Annotated in this window: 21 protein-coding genes; 12 read left to right on the forward strand and 9 right to left on the reverse strand. The window is 70.3% G+C overall.

The genetic code is table 11. The features are described from left to right. Positions 1–160 precede the first annotated feature (160 nt). Entirely contained in the window at positions 161–979 is an 819-nt protein-coding gene (locus tag FNH04_RS17385; protein ID WP_322723214.1) for a carbon-nitrogen family hydrolase, read from the forward strand. Positions 980–1,040: 61 nt separating this feature from the next. Here the strand turns inward: FNH04_RS17385 and FNH04_RS17390 are convergent, their stop codons facing one another. After that, positions 1,041–1,535, reverse strand: coding sequence for an LURP-one-related/scramblase family protein (locus tag FNH04_RS17390; protein WP_152785228.1), 495 nt, complete (start codon positions 1,533–1,535; stop codon positions 1,041–1,043). Next, positions 1,532–2,539, reverse strand: a complete 1,008-nt coding sequence (locus FNH04_RS17395) for a GlxA family transcriptional regulator (RefSeq protein ID WP_152785230.1) — start codon at positions 2,537–2,539, stop codon at positions 1,532–1,534. The genes FNH04_RS17390 and FNH04_RS17395 overlap by 4 nt, the downstream gene beginning before the upstream one ends. A 52-nt stretch (positions 2,540–2,591) precedes the next feature. On the opposite strand from FNH04_RS17395, the gene FNH04_RS17400 reads away from it, so the two are divergent. Continuing rightward, the gene (locus FNH04_RS17400; RefSeq protein ID WP_152785232.1) at positions 2,592–2,987 is read left to right on the forward strand and encodes a cupin domain-containing protein; all 396 of its coding nucleotides are present in this window, start codon (positions 2,592–2,594) and stop codon (positions 2,985–2,987) included. A gap of 1 nt (position 2,988) precedes the next feature. On the opposite strand, the gene FNH04_RS17405 is transcribed toward FNH04_RS17400, so the two are convergent. Further along, entirely contained in the window at positions 2,989–3,222 is a 234-nt protein-coding gene (locus FNH04_RS17405; protein ID WP_152785234.1) for a hypothetical protein, read from the reverse strand. A gap of 201 nt (positions 3,223–3,423) precedes the next feature. On the opposite strand from FNH04_RS17405, the gene FNH04_RS17410 reads away from it, so the two are divergent. Beyond that, positions 3,424–5,256 carry an NHL domain-containing thioredoxin family protein gene (locus FNH04_RS17410; protein ID WP_152785236.1) on the forward strand — a complete coding sequence of 611 codons (1,833 nt, stop codon included), beginning with the start codon at positions 3,424–3,426 and terminating at the stop codon, positions 5,254–5,256. Positions 5,257–5,334: 78 nt separating this feature from the next. Here FNH04_RS17410 and FNH04_RS17415 read toward each other — a convergent pair whose 3' ends face one another. From FNH04_RS17415 to FNH04_RS17425, 3 genes are all read right to left on the reverse strand, one after another. Next, positions 5,335–5,574: a DUF6458 family protein gene (locus FNH04_RS17415; protein WP_152785238.1), complete on the reverse strand. Its 240-nt coding sequence runs from the start codon at positions 5,572–5,574 to the stop codon at positions 5,335–5,337. A 122-nt stretch (positions 5,575–5,696) separates the two neighbouring features. Next, positions 5,697–7,037 carry a M18 family aminopeptidase gene (locus FNH04_RS17420; protein WP_152785240.1) on the reverse strand — a complete coding sequence of 447 codons (1,341 nt, stop codon included), beginning with the start codon at positions 7,035–7,037 and terminating at the stop codon, positions 5,697–5,699. Positions 7,038–7,467: 430 nt separating this feature from the next. Then, entirely contained in the window at positions 7,468–9,297 is a 1,830-nt protein-coding gene (locus tag FNH04_RS17425) for an acyl-CoA dehydrogenase (RefSeq protein WP_152785242.1), read from the reverse strand. A 143-nt stretch (positions 9,298–9,440) separates the two neighbouring features. On the opposite strand from FNH04_RS17425, the gene FNH04_RS17430 reads away from it, so the two are divergent. The 3 genes from FNH04_RS17430 (at position 9,441) to FNH04_RS17440 (ending at position 12,313) form a co-directional block, all read left to right on the forward strand. Next, the gene (locus tag FNH04_RS17430) at positions 9,441–9,908 is read left to right on the forward strand and encodes an SseB family protein (protein ID WP_152785244.1); all 468 of its coding nucleotides are present in this window, start codon (positions 9,441–9,443) and stop codon (positions 9,906–9,908) included. 152 nt (positions 9,909–10,060) lie between these two features. Further along, positions 10,061–11,032: a pirin family protein gene (locus tag FNH04_RS17435; protein WP_152785247.1), complete on the forward strand. Its 972-nt coding sequence runs from the start codon at positions 10,061–10,063 to the stop codon at positions 11,030–11,032. Positions 11,033–11,263: 231 nt separating this feature from the next. Continuing rightward, a complete protein-coding gene (locus FNH04_RS17440) occupies positions 11,264–12,313 on the forward strand; it encodes an XRE family transcriptional regulator (protein WP_152785249.1) in 1,050 nt (349 codons plus the stop codon). Between the two features lie 59 nt (positions 12,314–12,372). Here FNH04_RS17440 and FNH04_RS17445 read toward each other — a convergent pair whose 3' ends face one another. Next, positions 12,373–14,529 carry a SpoIIE family protein phosphatase gene (locus FNH04_RS17445; protein ID WP_152785251.1) on the reverse strand — a complete coding sequence of 719 codons (2,157 nt, stop codon included), beginning with the start codon at positions 14,527–14,529 and terminating at the stop codon, positions 12,373–12,375. 439 nt (positions 14,530–14,968) lie between these two features. Between FNH04_RS17445 and aspS the strand changes: the two genes are divergently transcribed. From aspS to FNH04_RS17460, 3 genes are all read left to right on the forward strand, one after another. Then, positions 14,969–16,732 carry an aspartate--tRNA ligase gene (gene aspS, locus FNH04_RS17450; RefSeq protein WP_152785253.1) on the forward strand — a complete coding sequence of 588 codons (1,764 nt, stop codon included), beginning with the start codon at positions 14,969–14,971 and terminating at the stop codon, positions 16,730–16,732. A gap of 248 nt (positions 16,733–16,980) precedes the next feature. Further along, positions 16,981–17,886, forward strand: coding sequence for an intradiol ring-cleavage dioxygenase (locus FNH04_RS17455; protein WP_152785261.1), 906 nt, complete (start codon positions 16,981–16,983; stop codon positions 17,884–17,886). Between the two features lie 277 nt (positions 17,887–18,163). After that, positions 18,164–19,105: an intradiol ring-cleavage dioxygenase gene (locus tag FNH04_RS17460; RefSeq protein WP_152785255.1), complete on the forward strand. Its 942-nt coding sequence runs from the start codon at positions 18,164–18,166 to the stop codon at positions 19,103–19,105. A gap of 69 nt (positions 19,106–19,174) precedes the next feature. Here the strand turns inward: FNH04_RS17460 and FNH04_RS46570 are convergent, their stop codons facing one another. Then, positions 19,175–19,324: a hypothetical protein gene (locus tag FNH04_RS46570; protein ID WP_194236714.1), complete on the reverse strand. Its 150-nt coding sequence runs from the start codon at positions 19,322–19,324 to the stop codon at positions 19,175–19,177. A gap of 115 nt (positions 19,325–19,439) precedes the next feature. On the opposite strand from FNH04_RS46570, the gene FNH04_RS17465 reads away from it, so the two are divergent. Both FNH04_RS17465 and FNH04_RS17470 read left to right on the forward strand, forming a co-directional pair. Continuing rightward, positions 19,440–20,777: an MFS transporter gene (locus FNH04_RS17465; protein ID WP_152785257.1), complete on the forward strand. Its 1,338-nt coding sequence runs from the start codon at positions 19,440–19,442 to the stop codon at positions 20,775–20,777. A gap of 191 nt (positions 20,778–20,968) precedes the next feature. Further along, complete coding sequence (locus FNH04_RS17470; protein ID WP_194236715.1) at positions 20,969–21,457, forward strand: hypothetical protein; 489 nt, start codon at positions 20,969–20,971, stop codon at positions 21,455–21,457. 42 nt (positions 21,458–21,499) lie between these two features. Here the strand turns inward: FNH04_RS17470 and FNH04_RS17475 are convergent, their stop codons facing one another. Next, entirely contained in the window at positions 21,500–23,419 is a 1,920-nt protein-coding gene (locus FNH04_RS17475) for a protein-arginine deiminase domain-containing protein (protein WP_322723215.1), read from the reverse strand. A 276-nt stretch (positions 23,420–23,695) separates the two neighbouring features. Between FNH04_RS17475 and FNH04_RS17480 the strand changes: the two genes are divergently transcribed. Beyond that, the coding region (locus FNH04_RS17480) for a hypothetical protein (RefSeq protein ID WP_152785259.1) at positions 23,696–24,023 on the forward strand (328 nt) is incomplete at its 3' end.

Consider the following 24,023-nt stretch of genomic DNA (forward strand, 5'->3'; position numbering starts at 1 on the left):
GGGTTGCGGGCGTCGGCGTTGACGAGTGCGGGTGGGCGTCGGCGGCTGTCGGCGGATGCCGTGGAACGTTAAGTTACGCTGCTCTGAGGCACCCCGGCAGTGCTTTCGTGTGACGATCGTAGGCCCGTGTGGACGGCTCGAATGCCAGGACGGTGGTAGTGTGCGCGCCTCCCTCATCCAGATCGGTGTAGAAGAGGGCGAATCGGTCGATTCGCGTCGGCGACGTGTCGCTTCCCTCGTCAGGGAACAGGCAGGTGCCGACCTCGTCGTCCTCCCCGAGCTGTGGACGACCGGCGCCTTCGCCTACGAGGCGTTCACCGCCGAGGCCGAGCCGCTGGAAGGGCCCACGTACGAGGCGATGGCCAAGGCCGCGAGCGACGCGGGCGTGTGGCTGCACGCGGGTTCGATTCCCGAGCGGACTGCCTCCGACAGCGGCTCCGCCGCGGGCGAGGGCCCGCTCTACAACACGTCTCTCGTTTTCTCCCCCTCCGGTGAGCTCGCCGCGGCGTACCGGAAGATCCACCGCTTCGGCTTCGACAAGGGCGAGGCCGTCCTGATGGGCGCGGGCCGCGAGCTGGTGACGGTCCGGCTGCCCGGGACGACCGTCGGCGTCGCGACCTGCTACGACCTCCGCTTCCCCGAACTCTTCCGCGGTCTCGTCGACGCCGGTGCCGAGACCCTCGTGATCCCCGCCGGCTGGCCCGAGCGCCGCCGGTCCCACTGGACGCTGCTGGCTCAGGCGCGAGCGGTGGAGAACCAGGCGTACGTCCTCGCGTGTGGAACGGCCGGTACACATGCCGGGGTTCCCCAGGCGGGTCACTCGATCGTGGTCGATCCGTGGGGCGAGGTACTGGCGGAAGCGGGCGCCGACGAGGAGGTCCTCACGGTGGAGTTCGACCCGGCGAAGGTGGGCGTGACGAGGGAGCAGTTCCCCGCGCTGAAGGACCGGCTGCTGGGACTGGCGGCTCCACGCCGCTGAGGCACCGCCTGGTGAGGAACCGCCCGGTGAGGAACCGGGGACGCAGTCCTCGTCCGGGGGCTCAGTCCTCCTCCCCCTCCTTCTCCGCCAGGTGGATCACACACACCGCCACGGCGATCAGCAGCGCCGGATCAGCGTCCTCGCGCACGATGTCGACGCCGTACGTCTCCACGACGCGCAGCCAGCGCCGGGAGATCTGGGCGAGCAGCTCACCGTCGTACTCGACGGCGAACTCGCGGTCGAGGACCTTGCCGCTGACATCGAGTTCGGTGCCGTCCACCAGTGACACCCGGTAGTGGTTGCGCAGGAGCGAAAGCCGTTTGCGGCGGACGGTCGCCAGGGGCTCGCCGTCCCGCTCGATCACCATCGTGTCCCGCAGGGCGAGCATCTTCCGGTGGATGTCGATCAGGACGTGCCCCTCGGGGTCCTTCAGCTCGAAGGTGTCCCGCAGCCGCAGCGCCTTGCCGTCGACGAGGAACACCTTGGTGCCGTGCTCGTCCTCGATCCAGTAGTCGTCGCCGATGCCGAGAAGCCGGTCGCGTACGAGGAGTCTCATGCCTTCAGCGGTTCCCCGGGGGCCGGTCCGAAACGCCGCCGGTAGGCCGATGGGCTCAGTCCGGTCTCCCGCCGCAGCCGCGCCCGCAGGTTCGCAGCGGTGCCCAGGCCGCTGCGCTCGGCGACCATATCCAGCCGTTCCTCCCCGCGCTCGATGAGCCGGCAGGCCAGCGCCACCCTCTCCCCTGTGAGCCAGGCCAATGGCGTCGTCCCGAGCTGGGCGCGGAAGCGGCGGTGGAGGGTGGCCGGGCTGACCGCCGCGCGCGCGGCGAGACCGGACACCGTCAGCGGTTCGCCGAGCCGCTCCTGGGCCCACTCCAGCAGCGGCGCCAGCGACTCGTCGGGCACCTCGGGCACCGGCCGCTCCACGAACTGCCGCTGCCCTCCGTCCCGGTGGGCGGCGAACACAAGCCTTCGGGACACGGCGTTCGCGATCTCGGCGCCGTGGTCGCGGCGGACCAGATACAGCCCCAGATCGAGCGCCGCCGCACTGCCTGCCGAGCTCAGCACGTCGCCCTCGTCCACGAAGAGCACGTCCGGCTCCAGCAGGACCTCGGGGTGGAGCATGCGGAACTCGTCGACCCAGCGCCAGTGGGTGGTGGCGCGGCGGCCGTCGAGCAGTCCGGCCTCGGCGAGCGCGAAGGAACCGGTGCAGAAGCTCACGACGCGGGCCCCGCGCGCGTGGGCGCGGCGGATGGCGTCCCGTACGGGGGCTGTTCGCGGCACGACGTTGTCCGGGCGGCCCGGTACGACGAGGGTGTCGGTGTCCTCCGCGGCGTCGAGTCCGGCCACGCCGGTCATCGTGAAGAAGCCGTGGTTCATGCGGACGTCCGGCGCCGGCGCGCACAGCGTCAGTTCGTACAGCGGTCGCGCGAGTCCGAGTTCCGGTCGCGGCAGCCCGAACAGCTCGGTGGCGACACTCACCTCGAACGGATTGGTGCCCTCGTCGACGATCACCACGACCCGGTGCGGGCTGCCGGACACGTGCGAGGATTCTTGCGGCATGTGCGATTTCTAGCACTCGTACGACAGGACCGGCACCCCCGACGATGGCCGTATGGAAGCCACGGAACCGATCTCCCTCGACAAGGCCCTCGCGTCCTTCGACGCCCTGTGGAGCCCCCGCATCGTCACCGCCGTCAACGACTACGACGTACGCGTCGCCAAGGTGGCCGGCGAGCACCTCTGGCACGCGCACGACCACACCGACGAGTTCTTCCTGGTGCTGGACGGCGAACTGCACATCGCCCTGCGGGAGCCGGCCGGGGAACGGACCGTCGTGCTTCCCAAGGGCTCGGTCTTCACGGTGCCGCGCGGGACGGAGCACAGGCCGAGCGCTCCCGGCGGTGCCTCGATCCTGGTGTTCGAGCCGTCCGGGACGCTCACCGTGGGGGACCGCCACGGCGAGGTCCCGGACCATGTGGACGCGACGACGGGACACGCTCTGGACTGAGTTACCGGTAGCCCTCCCTTATGTCCACGTCCCAGTCGTCGTAGGAGGAGCGGCTCCGGTCCTCCCTGGTGCCGTGGCGCTCGGGCATGTCTCTCGTCTCGCGCTCGTGCCGTTCGTGCCGTTCGTGCCGCTCGTACGGGTCGTACGGGTCGTGCTTGCGACCGTCGCGGTCCCGCGTCTCGGGGTCGTGCCGGTCGCGGTCGCGGGTGGCGGAGCCGCCGGTCTCGTGTGCCATGGAACTGCTCCCTCGGGGTCGGCCCCCCTGCCTGCGTCGAGCATCCCTCCAACCCCGTCCGCACGCATCCGGTACGGAATCGCCTACGGAAAGTGACGAAAACGGGCAGCGGTAGAAGTTGTCCACAGGCCGTGGAGAAGGTCACGGGAAGGTTGTCCACAGGCCCGCGAGCGCCTTCCGCTCAAGTGGCACCCTTGATCCATGACCGACTCCACAACCCCCCGCCGCGTACGTGTCCGCGCCCCTGAGCTCACCGGCAAGGGCGGCTGGCTGAACACGGGAGGCGAGCAGTACACCCTCGCCGACCTGCGAGGACGCATCGTCGTTCTCGACTTTTGGACTTTTTGTTGCGTGAACTGCCTGCACGTCCTGGACGAACTGCGGGAGTTGGAGGAGAAGCACCGGGACACGCTGGTGATCATCGGCGTGCACTCGCCGAAGTTCGTGCACGAGGCCGACCACCGGGCGGTGGTGGACGCGGTGGAGCGGTACGGCGTGGAGCACCCCGTGCTCGACGACCCCGAGCTCGCCACATGGAAGCAGTACGCGGTGCGCGCCTGGCCGACGCTGGTGGTGATCGACCCCGAGGGGTACGTCGTCGCACAGCACGCGGGTGAGGGGCACGCGCACGCGATCGCGAAGCTCGTCGGGGAGCTGGAGGCGGAGCACGAGGCGAAGGGCACACTGCGCCGCGGTGACGGGCCGTATGTGGCGCCGGAGCCGGAGCCCACGGTGCTGCGCTTCCCCGGCAAGGCGCTGCCGCTGCCGTCGGGGACCTTCCTGGTGAGCGACACGACCCGGCACCAGTTGGTGGAGCTGGCGGCGGACGGTGAGACGGTCGTGCGGCGCATCGGCTCGGGTGCCCGGGGGTTCGCGGACGGCCCGGGCGGGACGGCGCGCTTCAGCGAACCGCAGGGGCTGGCGCTCCTGGACGACGGCTCGGTGGTCGTCGCCGACACCGTCAACCACGCCCTGCGCCGACTGGAGTTGGAGACCGGCGAGGTCACCACGCTCGCCGGCACGGGCCGCCAGTGGTGGCAGGGCTCACCGACATCCGGTGCCGCCCGCGAGGTGGACCTGTCGTCCCCGTGGGACGTGGCGGTCTTCGAGGGGCGGGTGTGGATCGCCATGGCCGGTGTCCACCAGCTGTGGACGTACGACCCCGTGGAGGGCACGGTCGCGGTGGCCGCGGGCACGACCAACGAGGGTCTGGTCGACGGCCCGGGCCCGGAGGCGTGGTTCGCACAGCCGTCGGGTCTCGCGGTGTCGGCCGACGGGGACCGGCTGTGGCTGGCCGACTCGGAGACGAGCGCCTTGCGCTGGGTGGACCGGGACGGAGCCGTCCACACGGCCGTCGGCACCGGGCTCTTCGACTTCGGCCACCGTGACGGCGCCGCCGAACAGGCCCTGTTCCAGCACCCGCTGGGCGTGACCGCCCTGCCCGACGGCTCGGTCGCGGTCAGCGACACGTACAACCACGCCCTGCGCCGGTACGACCCGGCGACGGGCGAGGTGACGACGCTGGCCACCGATCTGCGCGAGCCGTCGGACGCGGTGCTGTCCGGGGACGACATCGTGGTCGTCGAGTCCGCGCGACACCGGCTGACCCGGCTGCGCCTGCCGGAGGAGGCCGTACGGGTCGAGTCGGTGGCCCACCGCACCCGGCGCGCGGCCACCGAAGTCGCCCCCGGCATGCTCCGGCTGGATGTCGTCTTCCAGGCGCCGGCGGGTCAGAAGCTGGACACGCGGTACGGCCCGTCGACCCGTCTGCTGGTCTCCGCCACCCCGCCCGAGCTGCTCCTCAAGGGTGAGGGCGCGGACACGGATCTCTCCCGCACGCTCGAGATCGACCCCTCCGTACCGGAGGGCGTGCTGCACGTCTCCGCGATGGCCGCGTCCTGCGACGACGACCCGTCAAACGAGTACCCCGCCTGCCATGTCCACCAGCAGGACTGGGGCGTGCCGGTCCGCGTCACGCCGGGCGGAGCGGACCGGCTGCCACTGGTGCTCGCCGGGATGGACGAGGGCGCCTGAACCGGCGGCCCCGGACACCGCGGCTACCGCGGCTACCGCGACTACCGCGGCGGGTACTGCGGGGATGCCGCCGTACCGTCAGACGCCGCCGTAGCCGCCGGGGTTGTGGTGCCGTTCCTCGTCGATGACAGGGGTCGAAGGCGGCACCACCACGCGCCGGCGCTTGGCGATGCTGCTGAACGTCGCGACTCCGATCAGCCCGACGATCATGAAGATGATGCCGACCAGGTCGAGGTTGACGCCCTGCATGTCCCAGTCGGTGGCGAACGTGAGGATGGCCCCCACGGCGATCAGAATGATGCACCCGCCCAGGCCCATGAGTTGTTGCCTCCCTGTGTGGTCCGGTCGTCCCGGATGGTCCGGTCGTTCCGGTCCAAGCCGGGTACCCGGGAGGGCTTCACCCATGCGGCACAGGACGGCTACCGGCCCTCCAGGAAGCGCTACCGGCCTTCCAGGAACGCCTCCACCGCGTTCGCCAGCAGGAACGGGTCGTCCGCGCCGCACAGTTCGCGGGCGCTGTGCATCGACAGGATGGCGACGCCGATGTCGACGGTCTTGATGCCGTGGCGGGCCGCGGTGATGGGGCCGATGGTGGTGCCGCACGGCATCGAGTTGTTGGAGACGAAGGACTGGAACGGGACCCCGGCCCTCTCGCAGGCGGCGGCGAAGATCGCGCGGCCCGAACCGTCCGTGGCGTAGCGGTTGTTGACGTTGACCTTGAGGATGGGGCCCCCGTTGGCACGCGGGTGGTGGGTCGGGTCGTGCCGCTCCGCGTAGTTGGGGTGGACGGCGTGGCCCGTGTCGGAGGACAGGCAGACGGTGCCCGCGAAGGAGCGCGCACGGTCCTCGTAGGAGCCGCCGCGGGCGAACACCGAGCGCTCCAGCACCGAGCCGAGCAGCGGACCGTCGGCGCCGGTGTCCGACTGCGAGCCGTTCTCCTCGTGGTCGAAGGCCGCGAGGACGGGGATGTACGGCAGCTCCACGTTCCCGCCGGCCTCGCTGGTGGCGAGCGCGGCCAGTGCCGCCGTGCCCGCGTGCACGGACAGCAGGTTGTCCATGCGCGGACCCGCGACCAGCTCCCGGTCGCGGCCCAGGTAGGCGGGCGGCTCGACCGAGTGCGTCATCAGGTCCCAGCCCGTGACCTCGCCGGAGCCCAGGCCCGTCTCCTCCTCCAGGAAGGAGATGAGGTCGCCGTCGCGGACGTCGTCGCCGAGGCCCCAGACCGGCTGCAGATGGCGCTGCTTGTCGAGCTTGAGCCCTTCGGAGGAGACGGAGCGGTCCAGGTGGATGGCGAGCTGGGGGACGCGCAGCAGCGGGCGGTCGATGTTCACCAGGCGGGTCGAGCCGTCCCGCAGGGAGAGCCGGCCGGCGAGGCCGAGGTCGCGGTCCAGCCAGGAGTTGAGCAGCGGTCCGCCGTAGAGCTCGACGGCGACCTGGCGCCAGCCGTGTGCGCCGCTGTCGGGCAGCGGTTTCACCCTCAGGTTGGGGGAGTCGGTGTGCGCGCCCACGATGCGGTACGGGGTGTGCGGCTCGGCGCCCTGGGGGACGTACCAGGCGATGATCGCGCCGCCGCGCAGCACGTACCGGCCGCCGCTGGTCGCCGAGGCGTCGGCCCCCGGCTCCGTGGTCCAGGCGTCCGTCTCCGAGACCTGGCGGAAGCCGGCCTTCTCCAGCCGCTCGGCGACGTTGGCCACCGCGTGGTACGGCGACGGGCTCGCCGCCAGGAAGGTCAGGAGGTCGTCGGTGTGGCCGCGGTCGAAGCGGGCGCGCGTGCTGCTCATGGGTTCACCTTAACGACGTACCAGGGCCCGCTCCCGGTGTCGGGAAGCGGGCCCTGGTAAAGGGGGGTACGGAGAGCCGGGCGCTGAACGGACGGACAGGATCCGTTCGGGCGCCCGGCCCGGTCGGAAGGGGGGCGGGTGCCTCGCGGCGAAGCTGGCCGGGGCCGGCGCGGAGCAGGATGCCCCGCAGGGAAGGGGGCGGATGCCCGGCGGGGAGCAAGCATCCCGCGCGGAGCAAGCGTCCCGCGCAGAAGGGGCGGGTACCCCGCGGGGAACAAGCGTCCTGCGGAAAGCGAGCGCCCCGCGCGGAGCAGGATGCCCCGCGCGGAAGGGGCGGATGCCCCGCCGTGGAGCAAGCGTCCCCGTGCGGAGCAAGCGTCCCCGTGCGGAGCAAGCGTCCCGTGCGGGAGTGGGTGATGCCCCGCGCGTCCTAGAACGCCGTCTCGTCCAGCTCCATCAGGTCGAGGTCCACGCCCTCGGACAGCTTGCGGGCCAGGGTCACGCCCGGCAGGACGTTGGCCGCGAAGAACCGTGCCGCCGCGATCTTGCCGGTGTAGAAGGCCTTGTCCTTGGCGGAGGCGCCGGACTCCAGCTTCTCGGCCGCGACCGCGGCGCCCTTGAGGAGCAGGTAGCCGACGACCACGTCACCGGAGGCCAGCAGCAGGCGAGTGGTGTTGAGGCCCACCTTGTAGATGTTCTTGACGTCCTGCTCGGTGGCCGCGAGGTCGGTGAGCATCAGGCCGACGATGGCCTCCAGCTCGACGGCGGCCTTGGCCAGCTGGTCGCGGGCGCCGGCCAGCTCCTCGCCGCCCTCGCCGAGCGCCAGGAACTTCTTGATCTCCTCCGCGAGCGAGTTCAGCGCGGCGCCCTGGTTGCGGACGATCTTCCGGAAGAAGAAGTCCTGGCCCTGGATCGCCGTCGTGCCCTCGTACAGGGTGTCGATCTTGGCGTCGCGGATGTACTGCTCGATCGGGTACTCCTGCAGGAAGCCGGAGCCGCCGAAGGTCTGCAGCGACTGGGCGAGCTGCTCGTAGCCCTTCTCGGAGCCGTAGCCCTTGACGATCGGCAGGAGCAGGTCGTTCAGCGCCTCCAGCGCGCCGGTGTCCTCGCCGGCGGCCTCCTTGACCTGGATGTCGTCCTGGATGGACGCCGTGTAGAGCACCAGCGCGCGCATGCCCTCCGCGTACGCCTTCTGCGTCATCAGCGAGCGGCGCACGTCGGGGTGGTGGGTGATGGTGACCTTGGGCGCGGTCTTGTCCATGAAGTTCGCGAGGTCGGGACCCTGGACGCGCTCCTTGGCGTACTCCAGCGCGTTCAGGTAGCCCGTCGACAGCGTGGAGATCGCCTTCGTGCCGACCATCATGCGGGCGAACTCGATGATGCGGAACATCTGGCGGATGCCGTCGTGCTTGTCGCCGATCAGCCAGCCCTTGGCGGGGTGCTTGTCGCCGAAGGTCATCTCGCAGGTGTTGGAGGCCTTCAGACCCATCTTGTGCTCGACGTTCGTCGCGTAGACGCCGTTGCGCTCGCCCAGCTCGCCGGTCTCGAAGTCGAAGAGGTACTTCGGGACGAGGAAGAGGGACAGGCCCTTGGTGCCGGGGCCGTGGCCCTCGGGGCGGGCGAGGACGTAGTGGAGGATGTTCTCCTCCATGTCGTGCTCACCGGACGTGATGAAGCGCTTCACGCCCTCGATGTGCCAGGAGCCGTCCTCCTGCTGGACCGCCTTGGTGCGGCCGGCGCCGACGTCCGAGCCGGCGTCCGGCTCGGTGAGGACCATGGTGGAGCCCCAGGTCTTCTCCACGGCGATCTGGGCGATCTTCTTCTGTACGTCGTTGCCCTCGTCGTAGAGGATGCCGGCGAACGCCGGGCCGGAGGCATACATCCACACGGCCGGGTTCGAGCCGAGCAGCAGCTCCGCGTACGCCCAGATCAGGGAGCGCGGGGAAGTGGTGCCGCCGATCTCCTCGGGCAGGCCGAGCCGCCAGTACTCCGAGTCCATGAAGGCCTTGTAGCTCTTCTTGAAGGACGCGGGCACCGGAGCCGTGTTCGTCTCCGGGTCGAAGACCGGCGGGTTGCGGTCGGCGTCCGTGAAGGACTCCGCCAGCTCGTTCTCCGAGAGGCGGGTCAGCTCCTCCAGGATGGTCTTGGCGGTGTCCGTGTCCATCTCCGCGAACGGGCCGGTGCCGTACAGCTTGTCGCGCCCGAGTACCTCGAAGAGGTTGAACTCGATGTCGCGGAGATTCGACTTGTAGTGCCCCATGGCGACGGCTCCGTAGAGAGATCGGCGAGGCACTGACTCCTCGCTCCCAGTTCACGTACTCAAAAGTAGCTACGATGATGCTACCCGTCGGTAATAAGAAGCAACCCCGATCGGGTCATCTGTGACTCGTTACTCTTTGCGGCATGTACGGCTACGACCAGACCGCGGGTCCCCAGCAGCAGCAGTACGCCCCGCCGCAACAGCCGATGGGCGGCGGGTACGGGCAGCAGTCGCCGCTGTACCCCGAGCCGTCGCCGCCCTCGCTCGCGGACGCGGTGCGCGCCTTCACCACAGGACAGATGTCCGCCGAGGACTTCCAGCAGGTCTTCGCGACGTCGAAGGTCTACTGCCCGCGCGGTGACAACCCCGGTTTCCTCGCGCTGCACAACACCCAGCAGCCGGTGATCCCGATGTTCACCTCGCTCAAGGAGCTGCGCCGGTACGCGGGCAAGGAGTCCAAGTACTTCGTGATCACCGGCGCCGAGGTCATCGACCTGCTCCCGACCGGCTACGGCTTCGTGCTCGACATGGAGGGCGAGCACCGCATGGTCTTTGACGCGAAGGCCGTGGAACAGATGGTCGAGTTCGCGATGCGCCGCATGTACGGCTGACACGTCGAATGTGCGGCTGACGTACCGCGTGTGCGGCTGACGCCTCATTCGCGCTCGGTGGCGCCCGGAGGGAATGCCCTCCGGGCGCTCTTCGTTGAGCCTGGTGAGAAGTTCAAGAATCAACTAAACTGAGCGCACAAGGAGGTACCGACATGCCCGCGGTGACCGTAGAGAACCCGTTGACCCTGCCCCGTGTCGTTGCGTCCGCCGACGCCGTGGCCCGCCCCGTGCTCGGCGTGACGACCGCGCCGAGCGGGTTCGAGGGTGAGGGCTTCCCGGTGCGCAGGGCGTTCGCCGGGATCCACTACCGTCATCTGGACCCGTTCATCATGATGGACCAGATGGGCGAGGTGGAGTACGCGCCGGGAGAGCCCAAGGGGACCCCCTGGCACCCGCACCGCGGCTTCGAGACCGTCACGTACATCATCGACGGGATCTTCGACCACCAGGACTCGCAGGGCGGTGGCGGCACCATCACCAACGGCGACACCCAGTGGATGACGGCCGGCAGCGGCCTGCTGCACATCGAGGCCCCGCCGGAGTCGCTCGTCATGTCCGGCGGCCTCTTCCACGGGCTCCAGCTGTGGGTGAACCTGCCGGCCAAGGACAAGATGATGGCCCCGCGCTACCAGGACATCCGCGGCGGCAACGTCCAGCTGCTCACCACCCCCGACGGCGGCGCGCTGCTGCGCGTCATCGCCGGTGAGCTGGACGGTCACGATGGTCCCGGCATCACGCACACGCCGATCACGATGATCCACGCGACGCTGGCTCCCGGTGCCGAGATCACCCTGCCGTGGCGTGAGGACTTCAACGGTCTCGCGTACGTCCTCGCCGGGCGCGGCAGCGTCGGCGCGGAGCGGCGGCCGATCCACCTGGGCCAGACGGCCGTGTTCGGCGCCGGTTCCTCGCTGACCGTCCGCGCGGACGAGAAGCAGGACTCGCACACCCCGGACCTGGAGGTCGTGCTGCTCGGCGGGCAGCCCATCCGTGAGCCCATGGCCCACTACGGCCCCTTCGTGATGAACACCCGCGAGGAGCTGCAGCAGGCCTTCGAGGACTTCCAGAAGGGCCGGCTCGGGACGATTCCGGCGGTGCACGGGATGGGCGAGGGCGGGCTGTAGGACACCCTCGGCGATGTGACGGCGCCGCACCGGTCCACCCCCGTGGGTCCGGTGCGGCGCCGTCACTGAGCCTGGTTCGTGGGACCTTGTCCGGCAAGGGGCTGTCGTGTCCGGGACAGACTCGTGGCTGTCCGGGCAGGTCGGCGTGGTGCCGGAGGGAGCGGCCGGTAGCCGCCGGACATGGCCGGGACGGTGGTTGTCGGCTGTTACGGGCGTGATGACAATGGCCGCATGGCGATCTCGGGGGGCCCTGATCCGGCGGAGGCGCGCACCTCGGCTGAGTACGTCGCCCTCTTACGGGGGCTCAAGGAACGCAGCGGGCTGACCTACCGTCAGCTGGAACAGCGGGCCGCCGAACGCGACGACGTCCTGGCCCGCAGCACGGTGGCGGACATGCTGCGCCGGGACACGCTGCCCCGCGCTGAGGTGGTCGCGGCGCTGGTCCGGGCCTGCGGTGCCGAGGAGGACGTGCCGCGGTGGCTCGAGACCCGGGAGCGGCTCGCGTCCGCCGACCCGGAGGCCGCGGAGGCCCCGGAGGCCGACGGTGGGGAACCGGACACGGACGGGCACGGGGGCGGGGACGCCGCGAGTGCGCACAGCGACGGTACGGCCCCGGACGGGCCACCGGGGCAGCGGGCCGTGACGGTGGGCGGCGGCCGTGTCCGCACCGCGTCCCTCGTCGCGCTCGCCTCGCTCGGCACGGTCGTTCTGCTGGTCATAGGCGTGCTGGTGCTGCTGCCGCAGGACGGTGACACACCGACCGCCGGTGAGGCGGGCGGGAAGGCGACCCTGAACGGGGCGGCCGCCTCCGTGGGCCCGGGCCCCAGCCCGGGGGTGTCGCGCGTCCGCCCCGCACGCGCGAACGGACTGTGCCTGACCGACGGGGACGTGCGCGTGGACGGCGAGTCCAAGCTCCTCGCGGTCCAGCGGCCCTGCGAGCAGGCCGTGCCGCCGACCACGACCCTGCTCCGGGCGGACGACGGGCTCTACCGCGTCCGGTGGGACCACCCGCAGCACGGCCCGGGCTGTCTCACCGTCCTGCCCGGCGGACCGTTCCGGAGCATGCTCGAACCCTGGACCGACTGCGAGGCGGGTGACTCCCAGCGGTTCCGGATCGAGAAGGCCGACGGCAAGGGGCGGTGGCGGCTGCGGTCGGCGCTGGACGACGGGCAGTGCGTGACCATCCGCGGAGGCGCCGACGAGGTGGGCGCCGTGGCCGTGATGAAGAAGTGCGCCGGGCGGGACGATGCCGACCAGGTGTTCCTGATCGGCCCGGGGTGACCCGGCCGCCGTACGGCGCGCGTGAGCTCGCCGTACGGCCACCTCGGGCGTACCGGGTCCTACTTCGGGCGTACGGGCCGCCGCGCGCCCGCCGGGGCCTCGTGCAGCTCGAACCAGATGCTCTTGCCCTCGCCCCGGGGGTCCACGCCCCACACGTCCGCCAGCCGTTCGACGAGCAGCAGGCCGCGGCCGGAGGAGGCCAGTTCGCCGGGGCTGCGTCTGTGGGGGAGGTCGTCGGCGGTGTCCGTGACCTCGACGCGTATCCGGCGCCGCTCCGGGCCGTCGCCGGCCTCGGTGATCTCGGTGATCTCGGTGATGAGGAGGGCGTCCGCGTCCGTGTGGACGAGGACGTTGGTGAGAAGCTCGGAGACCAGGAGCACTGCCGAGTCGATCTGGTCGGCGGAGTTCCAGTCGTGCAGCAGCTCACGCACGTGCCGACGGGCCCCCGCGATGCGCTCGGGCTCGTCCTGGGCCACGGTCAGGACCGTACGGCGCACGGGGGGCCGCCGCCGTACGAGGCGGTGGTCGTCGGGGTGGCGGTCGTCGTCCTGCCGGCACAGCAGCAGGACCGCGATGTCGTCCTCGCGGCGGTCGGCCAGGGGGCCGGTGGTGTGGTGGGAGAAGGGCCCGTGCACGGCCTGGACCAGGGCGTCGGCCAGGCCCTCGAGGTCGCCCTCGTGGTCCTCCAGGATCCGCCGGATACGGCGCCAGCCGGTGTCCAGGTCGTGGCCGCCCGTCTCGATCAGGCCGTCCGTGCAGATCAGCATGGTCTCGCCGGGCTCCAGGACGATCCGAGTCGTCGGGTAGTCGGAGTCCGGGTCGATACCGAGGGGGAGACCGCCCGCCGTGTGCCGCGACAGGACCGTGCCGTCGGCCATACGGACCGCCGGATCGGGGTGCCCGGCCCGGGCCACGTCCAGCGTGCCGGTCGCCGGGTCGACCTCGACGTACAGGCAGGTCGCGAAGCGCAGGTCGGTGCTCTCCTCGTCGTACATCCCGTACAGGAAGCGGGAGGCGCGGGAGAGGACCGCGTCGGGGCGGTGGCCCTCGGAGGCGTAGGCGCGCAGGGCGATGCGGAGCTGGCCCATGAGGCCGGCCGCGCGTACGTCATGGCCCTGGACGTCGCCGATGACCAGGGCGAAGCGGTCGCCCGGCAGCGGGATCATGTCGTACCAGTCGCCGCCGACCTGGAGGCCGCCGCCGGTCGGGATGTAGCGGGCCGCGAGGCTCATGCCGGGTATCCGCGGGCCCAGGGAGGGCAGCATCGAGCGCTGCAGTCCGTCGGTGAGCTCGCGCTCGGTCTCGGCGGCGCCCGCGCGGGAGAGGGCCTGGGCGAGCATACGGGCCACGGTGGTGAGGACCGACCGTTCGTCGGGGGTGAACGAGACGGGGTACGTGAAGGCCGCCATCCACGCGCCCATCGTCTGCCCGGCGACGGTGAGCGGCAGGAAGGCCCACGACTGGCGGCCGAAGCGCTCGGCGAGGGGCCAGGACGCGGGGTAGCGGGCCCGGTAGTCGTCCGGGGAGGAGAGATAGACGGCGCGGCCCGTCCGTACGACGTCGGCGGCCGGGTAGTCCATCTCCACGGACAGCTGGGTGAACGGTCTCTCGTCGCCCGGTTTCTGCCCGTGGTGCCCGATGACGGTGAGCCGGTCGGCCTCGACGCCGAAGACGGCCAGACCGTCCGGTGAGAAGCCCGGCATCGACAGCCCGGCCGCGACCCGCAGCACCTCCTGCGTGGAGCGCGCCTCGGCCAGCGCACGGCCCGCGTCCAGCAGGAACGCCTCGCGCGAGCGGCGCCAGCCGCCGGTCACGGGGGTGCGGGCGGCCGTGCCCGGCGGGGGCTCGGAGACCTCCTGAAGGGTGCCGACCAGCTCGTACTCCCCGGTCAGCGGGTCGATGGCCGGTTTCGAGCGGCTGCGCACGATACGCACCACCCGGCCCCGCTCGTCCATGATCCGCATCCGGGCCTCGGCGATGGTCCCCTCGGCGACGGCGAGCTGGACGACGCTGTCGACCTCGATCCAGTCCTCGGGGTGGAAGCGGGCACGGATACCGGCCTCGGTGAGGGTCGTCGGCACCGGGGGCAGCCCGACCAGGCGCGCGGCCTCGGCGTCCAGCGTGACGAACCCCGCGTTGTTGTCCCAGCGCCACAGGCCGGTCGCAAGGGCGGAAAGGACATCCCCCACAGCGGGCAGGGGCTCACCAGTGAGCATTGACCCACTTTAAGAACAGCTGATCGCTGACTGCCACCGAAGCTGTACAGGACATCAAGCCACTCTGGCCGGGACGGGCCCCCGTCGGCGGGGGCGTATGGCGGGAAGACGCCACTGCCGGTGGGGCGGCCGAGGGGGCGGAGTGCCGCTCCCGGTGGGAGCCGGTGGCGTATGCGGGGCCGTCGCCCGCCGGTGCCGGTTTCCGCCACGGCTGACGGGATGCGCCGTCCACGATCGGACGCCAATGGCGGGGAAGCGCCGTACACGTTTCTCGGTGGGCCGTTCGCGGTCGTCGGTGAGCGCCCGCGGTCCTCGGTAAGCCGGGCACAGTCCTCGGCAGGCCGGTAAATGGTGGGGAGGCGATCTTCGGGTGGCCGGTACGCTGGGGGTGTTTCACGTGAAACACAGACCCCGATCCGCGAAGACTGGATGAACCACGATGCATCGGTACAGGTCCCACACCTGCGGCGAGCTCCGCGCCTCTGACGTCGGCACCGACGTCCGGCTGAGTGGCTGGCTGCACAATCGGCGCGACCTGGGCGGCATCCTCTTCATCGATCTGCGCGACCACTACGGCATCACGCAGCTGGTGGCCCGTCCCGGCACGCCCGCGTACGAGGCGCTGGACCGGATCTCCAAGGAGTCGACCGTCCGCGTCGACGGCAAGGTCGTCTCTCGCGGCGCCGACAACGTGAACCCGGACCTGCCGACCGGTGAGGTCGAGGTCGAGGTCGGCGAGGTCGAGCTGCTCGGCGCGGCCGCCCCCCTCCCCTTCACGATCAACACCGAGGACGGGGTGAACGAGGAGCGGCGCCTGGAGTACCGCTTCCTGGACCTGCGCCGCGAGCGCATGCACCGCAACATCCTGCTGCGTACGTCGGTGATCTCGGCCATCCGCCACAAGATGGCCGCGATGGGCTTCAACGAGATGGCGACGCCGATCCTCACCGCCACCTCCCCCGAGGGCGCCCGCGACTTCGTGGTGCCGTCCCGACTGAACCCGGGCAAGTTCTACGCGCTGCCGCAGGCCCCGCAGCAGTTCAAGCAGCTGCTGATGATCTCCGGCTTCGACCGCTACTTCCAGATCGCGCCCTGCTTCCGCGACGAGGACGCGCGCGCGGACCGCTCTCCGGGCGAGTTCTACCAGCTCGACGTCGAGATGAGCTTCGTGGAGCAGGAGGATGTCTTCCAGCCCATCGAGAAGCTCATGACGGAGCTCTTCGAGGAGTTCGGCGGCGGCCGGCATGTCACGTCCCCGTTCCCGCGCATCCCGTTCCGCGAGGCGATGCTGAAGTACGGCTCCGACAAGCCGGACCTCAGGGCCCAGCTGGAGCTGGTGGACATCACCGACATCTTCGAGGGCTCGGAGTTCAAGGCGTTCGCGGGCAAGCACGTCCGCGCGCTGCCGGTGCCGGATGTCTCCGGCCAGCCCCGGAAGTTCTTCGACCAGCTCGGTGAGTACGCGGTCGAGCAGGGCGCGAAGGGCCTGGCCTGGGTGCGGGTCGGCGAGGACGGTTCGCTGTCCGGCCCGATCGCGAAGTTCCTCACCGAGGAGAACGTCGCCGAGCTGACCAAGCGCCTGTCCCTGTCGGCCGGTCACGCGGTGTTCTTCGGCGCGGGCGAGTTCGACGAGGTCTCGAAGATCATGGGCGCGGTGCGGGTCGAGGCCGCGAAGCGTGCCGGGCACTTCGAGGAGGGCGTCTTCCGGTTCTGCTGGATCGTGGACTTCCCGATGTACGAGAAGGACGAGGACACCGGGAAGATCGACTTCTCGCACAACCCGTTCTCCATGCCCCAGGGCGGCATGGAGGCCCTGGAGACCCAGGACCCGCTGGACATCCTGGCCTGGCAGTACGACATCGTCTGCAACGGTGTCGAGCTGTCCTCGGGCGCGATCCGGAACCACGAGCCGGACATCATGCTCAAGGCCTTCGAGATCGCGGGCTACGACCACGAGACGGTGGAGCGCGAGTTCGCCGGCATGCTGCGCGCGTTCCGCTTCGGCGCCCCGCCGCACGGCGGTATCGCGCCCGGTGTCGACCGCATCGTCATGCTGCTGGCCGACGAGCCGAACATCCGCGAGACGATCGCCTTCCCGCTCAACGGCAACGCCCAGGACCTGATGATGGGCGCGCCGACGGAGCTGGAGGAGGCACGGCTGCGGGAGCTGCACCTGACGGTGCGCAAGCCGCAGCCGAAGTAGGCCGTCCCCCAGCCGCTTTCCCGGCTGCGGACAATTAAGTAAGGCAAGCCTTTCTTTCGCCTCTGGTGAAAAGGGTCCTGAAGTCGCCCGTCGATTTCAGGACCCTTTTTCGCGCGTGGGGAAAAGGAGCTGTTTTCTCAGCTCGCTGACAGGGTTCTTATCTAACTTCCGGGCGCATGACAGCTAATGAACAGCATCAGCAGCCGCAGGAGCCGACCGGCATAACGGATGTGACGGACACGCAGGACATGACGCGCCGCAAGGTCGTCGCGGCGGGTGCGGGCGTGGTCGCGACAGTGGGCCTGGGCGGCACCGCCTTCGCCGCGAACGCCTTCGACGGCGAAGGGAGGAACAAGCCCGGCGGAAGCACCGCGGATTCCTCCTCCGCCCCGGAGGAGTGCTACAGGCTGACCTCGGAGACCGTCGAGGGCCCGTACTACATCGACGCGGACAAGATCCGCCAGGATGTCACCGAGGACCGGGAGGGGATCCCGCTGCTGCTCCGTATCAAGGTGATCGACTCCGAGACGTGCAGGCCGATGCGCAACGCGGCCGTCGACATCTGGCAGTGCGACGCGGTGGGCGTCTACTCCGGTTACGAGGACATGGGCAACGGCGATGGCGGCCCCGCCCCGACCGGCCCGCCGCCGACCGGCGACCCCTCGGGCCCGCCCCCCGGCGGCGGCCACCAGGAGCCGACGGACGACACCCGCTACCTGCGCGGCACATGGAGGACGGACAAGGGGGGCTTCGTCACCTTCAAGACGGTGTTCCCGGGCTGGTACCGGGGCCGTTGCGTCCACATCCACACCAAGGTGCACGTCAACGGCGAGTGGACGGACGCCGGCTACGAGGGCGGCAACACCTGCCACACGGGCCAGTTCTACTTCGACGAGGAGTCCGTGCTCGCCACCACGGTGCTGGAGCCGTACGCGTCGAACACGGCGGAGCGCACGACGCTCGACGAGGACGCGATCTACGACGGCAACGGCGCCCAGGGCGGCCTGCTGAAGCTGCGCTACGACAAGAGGGACATCGCGAAGGGGGTGCGCGCGTCCCTCACGGTGGGCGTGGACCCGGAGGCGACCAACGACGGGCAGGGGCCGCCGCCGCAGCCGAGCACGTCGGCGTCACCGTCCGCTTCAGCGAGCTGACGGGCGTACGCCCCTGCGTGTGGAACTGATGGGCGTACGCGCCTGCGTGTGGAACTGACGGGCGTACGCGCCTGCGTGTGGAACTGACGGAGGTACGCCCGACACGTGACGAAGGCGTACATCTGAACAAGTAGGCGAACTTTTCCGAAGGCTTTTCCGAAAAGAGGCCCGAAATCGACACGGATTTCGGGCCTCTCTTTTCTCCTCCCGGGAGTAAAGGGCAAACCACAGTCCCTTCTTAAGGCTTTGACAGGCTGCCTGCCTAACGTCCCTTCCCATGACGGGAAACGAAACCGACAACAAGACGTCCCAGGGACCCAAGCACAAACGGGATCTGACGCGCCGCAAGGTCGTGGCCGCGGGCGCCGGTGCCGTTGCCGCGGTGGGCGTGGGCGGCGCCGTCGTCGCGACGGCGAGCGCGGGTGAGACGAGCGAGAACGGCAGTGCCTCCCCGAAGGCCTCCAGCAGCACCTCGGAGGAGTGCTACAAGCTCACCTCGGAGACCACCGAGGGTCCGTACTACATCGACGCGGACAAGCTCCGCCAGGACATCACCGAGGACAAGGAGGGCATCCCGATGACCCTCCGCATCAAGGTGATCGACTCCGAGAACTGCAAGCCGATCCGGAACGCGGCCGTCGACGTCTGGCACTGCGACGCGCTGGGCCTCTACTCGGGGTACGAGAGCCTCTCGACGGGTGGCGGGGGCGGCGCCCCGACGGACGCCCCCTCGGGTACGCCCACGGGTGAGCCGCCGTCCGGCGCGCCCACCGACGGCACGGGCGGCGGCGGTGGCGGTGTGCACGAGGAGCCCACCGACGACAAGCGCTACCTGCGCGGCACCTGGAAGACGGACAAGGGGGGCTTCGTCACCTTCAAGACGATCTTCCCGGGCTGGTACCGGGGCCGCTGTGTCCACATCCACACCAAGGTGCACGTCAACGGCGAGTGGACGGACGCCGGCTACGAGGGCGGCAACACCTGCCACACAGGCCAGTTCTTCTTCGACGAGGAGTCCGTGCTCGCGTCCGCCGAGGTCGAGCCGTACTCGACGTCGACGACCGAGCGCACCACGCTCGACGAGGACACGATCTACGACGGCAGCGGCACCCAGGGCGGTCTGCTCAAGCTGAAGTACAAGAAGAGCGACATCGCCAAGGGCGTCACCGGCACCATCACGGTCGGTGTGGACCCGGAGGCGACCAACACGGGCACGTAGGACCGAGCTGAGGCAGCCCCTCCCGCGGCGAGCTGACGACGTACGGGACGGCTTCGGCGAGCTGACGACTTACGGGACGTACGGCTCGGCTTCGGCGAGCTGACGGACGTACGGCTCGACGGGTACGAACAGGCCCGGAACCCCTCCCCCAGGGTTCCGGGCCTGTCCGCTGCCCGGCCGCCGGTCCTGCTGGTGCCCGGCCGCCCGCTTGCTGTTCACATACATGATTACTTGACCAACCCATTGACCCGGAAGGCGGGCCTCCGTAAGGTTCCCGAGGTTCACGCGTACATGGATGGCGTTCATGTATGTGCACGACCGAGGGGAGACAACGATGTCAGAAGTCGTGGTACCCGATGCCGAGCGCCGTGCCGTCGGCAAGTTCCTGCGCCGGATGCTGCCGATCCTGGTTCTGATGCTGCTGATCAACCAGATGGACCGGACGAACGTGGGCTTCGTCCAGGACGAGTTGCGGGCCGACGTCGGGGTGAGTGCCACCGCCTACGGCCTCGGCGCGGGCCTGTTCTTCATCGGGTACGCCCTGTTCGAGGTGCCGAGCAACATGTACCTGGAGCGGTTCGGCGCCCGGGTCTGGCTGACGCGGATCATGATCACCTGGGGCGCGGTGATCGTGGCGATGTGCTTCATCCAGAACGTCACGATGTTCTACGCCCTGCGCTTCCTCCTCGGTGTCGCGGAGGCCGGCTTCTTCCCCGGTGTGCTGCTCTACTTCACCCAGTGGCTGCCCGACTCCAGCCGGGGCCGGGCGAGCGCGATCTTCCTGGGCGGCTCGGCCACCGCGTACATCGTGACCGGCCCGATCACGGGCGCGCTGCTGGAGCTGCACGGGCTCGGCGGGATCGCCGGCTGGCGCTGGATGTTCGCGCTGGAGGGGGTCTTCTCGATCGTCGTCGGCTTCGTGGCCGGTTTCTTTCTCGTCTCCCGGATCCAGGACGCCCGCTGGCTCACCCAGGAGGAGAAGGACGCGCTGGGCGCGGCGGTCGCCCGGGACGAGGAGGCGCGCAGCCGCGCTCCCAGGGTCTCGCGTCTCAAACTGCTGGTCCATCCGCAGGTCGCCCTGCTGACCACGGTCTTCTTCGCGATGGCCCTCACCGGGTACGCGATCACCTTCTGGCTGCCGAGTCTGGTCGAGGAGATCGGCGGGCTGTCGCCGTTCCAGGTCGGTCTGCTGTCGGCGGTGCCGTGGATCTGCGCCGTGATCGCCATGTACACGGTGAGCCACTTCACCGACGGTGCCCCGGACCGCCGTCCGTATCTGGCGGTCGCGCTGGTCCTGTCGGCCACCGGCACGTTCCTCGCCACGCTGGGCTCCCCCTGGTTCGGGCTGGCGGCCATCACGCTGGCCGCGGTCGGCGGGAAGTGCGCGGCGACCCTGTTCTGGCCGATGGCGCAGTCGGGGCTCGACCTCAAGATCGCCGCGCCCGGTCTGGCGGTCGTCAACTCCCTCGGAAACCTGGGCGGTTTCGTCTCCCCCACCCTCTTCGGCTACCTCAAGGACACGACCGGCAGCACGAACGGGGGGCTCTACACGCTGTCGGCGGCATCCCTCCTGGCGGTGTGCGGCGTGGCCCTCATCCGCCGGACCCGCGCGACGGCGGCTCCGCTGCCGGAGGCGGCGCCGGTGCCGCACCGGAGCACGAACAGCCCCTGAACCGAGAGAAGTGGACGGCTCCCGCGGTGTGCGCCCCGGTGAAAGGCCGGTCTCCTCGGTCCTCTCGGGGAACTCACTGTCGGCGCACAGGGAGTCCGTGGGGGGCGCACAGCGGCGGGGCGTCTCATGGGAGGTGCGGGGAGGAACCCCGTGGTCCAGCCGGGACACCACGTCACACGCCAGAGGAAGCCATGGGACTCGCCGTGCTGCTCGCACTGTTGCTGATCGTCGGAGCGGTGGTCGCGGTGGTCGCGGTGGTCGCGGTCGTCGCCCGGCGGCGGCCGGGCCCGGGTGGGCGGTCGGGCCCGTCGGGCATGTCCGGCCTGGACGCGGAGGTCGAGGCCAACCGCTGGGTGGTGCGGCTCGGCGGCAGCCTGTCCCCGGGTGCCGCGGGCGGCGACCGTACGGCGGCGCAGGCGCTGGCGGACGCCGCCGAACGCCACCGCACCGCCCGCGCCCAGCTGGCCGCCGCTCGCACGCCCGCCGAGTACGCGCTGGTCACGCGGACCGCCGTCGAGGGCCTCGACCACGTGCGCACCGCCCGTACGGCTCTGGGTATCGACGCCGGGCGCGGTGGTGAGCTGCCGGGCCGACCGGCTGGAGTCCGACCGGCTGGAGTCCGACCGGCCCGGGGGCGGGTGCCGTTTGCCCGCTCAGGTGACCACCCTCCAGGTCGGTGACCTGAAGGGTGGTCTGGGGGGCTGGTGTCCGGAGCGGAGCGGCTACCGCTTCCACCAGGCGGCGGACGCGTCGCGCAGGGTGTTGGTGCCGCAGTGGATCTCGCCCATGCCGAGGTGGTACGTGTACCAGTCGTCGACGTACGAGACCTTCATGCCGGCGCGTGTGTACGCGGCGGTGACGGCCTCGGTGAAGATGTCCTTGCCCCCGATGACGGGCCCCCACTGGCGCGGGGCGAGATAGCGGTCACGGGAGAGCAGGATGCCGTTGACGGCGCCGGGGACGTACGCGCTGGTCATGACGGTGTTGGGTGCGGGTGCGGGCGCTGCGGAGGGGGTGCTGCCGGTGGCCGGTGTGCCGTCGCGGCCGAGGAACTGCTGCTGGCCGTGCTCCTCGGCGGCCTCCGGGCCGGCGCTGCCGCCGAGGCGGCGGAGCAGGGGCACGCGGGTGCCCTCGTCGCCGGTCTCCGTGCCGCGGGTGTAGAGGGCGGGCACCTTGACGATCTCCTCGTCGGTGACGCCGGTCTCCCGCTTCAGGATGTCCAGGTTGGCCGCGATCTTCTCGGCCGCCATCGTGTTGTCGGACACGAGGTACCTGGAGGCGAGGGCCTGGTCGACGGTCTCCGTGGGAGCCTGCTGGCCGTCGAAGCCCGGCACGGAGAACATCCTGGTCGCGCCGTGGCCGTCGCGCTGGGCGTCACGGAGCAGCCGCAGACCGGCCTCGGGGTCGGCGACACCGATCCGCCAGCCGCGCGGGGTGTCGGCCGGGAGGAACTGGACGAACTCGTCGACGTGCCCCACGTGCAGCCACGAGGTGTCCAGCAGGAGCGGGTCCTGAAGCCCCTGGGACTTCAGCAGCGTACGTATCTCTTTCGAGGGACGGATGCCGCTGCCGTCCCTGCGCTCACCCATGATGATCCGCCCGGCCGGGAACGAGCGGCCGTTGTGCGCGTAGGGCGGGATGGTCTCCAGGTTGCCGTAGGAGTTGAGGGTCTCCCAGCCCTGCATGTCCCGGCCCTTGGCCTGGACGACGCCGATGTCCGGGCCGCGCATCTTCTCGAACAGCTCGCGGCCCGCCTCGCGGTCCTGGGCGGAGCGCAGCATCACGCGCATCGTCCGCTGACGCCCGTCCGTGCCGGTCATGTTGAGGTACGCGGGCTCGACGAAGTCCTGGGCCCAGATGTCGCCGTACTTCTCGAAGGTCACCAGCGGCTTGGTGATACCGGCCTGCTGGGCTTCCTTCTCCAGGTTCTTGACGAACTTGCGCTGGTGCTTGGCCCAGGAGTCGTCGCCCTTGACCTTGGTGACGAGCAGCTGCTGGGTGTTCTGCAGGGCGTGGTGGGTGAGCAGCGGCGCGGCGCGCAGGGTGACGGTGTCGGAGGCGGTGCCGGAGGACGAGGTCACCTTCAGCCGGATCGCCGTGCGGCCGTCCCACTTGGCACTGTCCCGGATGACGTCCTTGCCCTCGACGCCGAACTCGACACCGGCGCGCAGCTCGGCCCGTGTCAGCCGGGTCTGCGAAGTGACCGGCTTCCAGGAGCCGTTCCGCTTGATGAAGACCCTGGTCTGCGCGGCCCCCTTGGTGACCTTGACGCTGCCCTTGGCGTCGGAGGGCAGGTTCGTCATCGGCACCGAGCGCACCCGGGCCAGGTCGGCGGCGTCGGCCCGGCCGTTGACCTTCTTGTCGGAGGCGTCGTTGCAGCCGGCCAGCTTCTTGTCGGAGAGCTGGGCGCCGTTCGGGCCCGTGGTGGGGCACCGCTTGCTGTCGTCGTCGATGTTGGGCAGGAAGACCGCCCCCCGCTCGACGGACCAGGTGTTCTCACCGGCGGTGTCGGTGTCGCCGGTGAGGTCGACCCGTCCGTCGCGGTCGACGTCCGCCCTCAGGTCGACGCGCAGTGGCTCCTCCGCGTACGCCAGGGCCGGGGGTGCCAGCACCGCTCCCGTCGCGGTGAGGGCGAGTACCACCCGTCCAGCGTTCCTCGTCAGCACATCGCTTCCCTTCGTTCCGTGCGGTCGTCCCCCGTTGACGAGGAAGAGGCGGAACGGGTGCTGTGCGTTGCCTGTGAGGGGGGAAGTCGTCCTTGTTGATGAGGAGTTGATGAGGAGTTGATGATGTGGCGCCCACCTGGTGGAGGAGTGGGGCGAACACTCGGAGGAAGTCGACGTTGCTGCCGGGGAGTTGGGCGGTAAGGGACGTGAATATCGTGGACCGTCGCACAGCGGCCGTGATGCACTGCGCGGATGAGTCTTGCGGTGGATGTCTTCGTCATCGGCGCGAACGGTGAGAGGCAGGTGCTGGACGTCCCGGAGGGGTGCTCCGACCTGGCCGGCTTCGAGCGCTGGCGTACCGCTGTGTGGGGCTCGGAGGTGGTCCGTTCCCTGGGCGCCCGGTTCCTGCCGGTCCTGGCCGACGGCGACCTGCAGGTGGAGCCCGGCCAGGTGACGGAGTTCCTCGCCGAGTGCGCGCTGCTCCGCGACAACCTGGGGAGGATCGTCGCGGGTACGGACCCGGTGCGGACGGTCGAGGAGCACAGGGAGACGATCTCCGCGCGGCTGGCGAACATCGAGG

The organism is Streptomyces phyllanthi, assembly GCF_009377205.1.
GTDB lineage: Bacteria > Actinomycetota > Actinomycetes > Streptomycetales > Streptomycetaceae > Streptomyces > Streptomyces phyllanthi.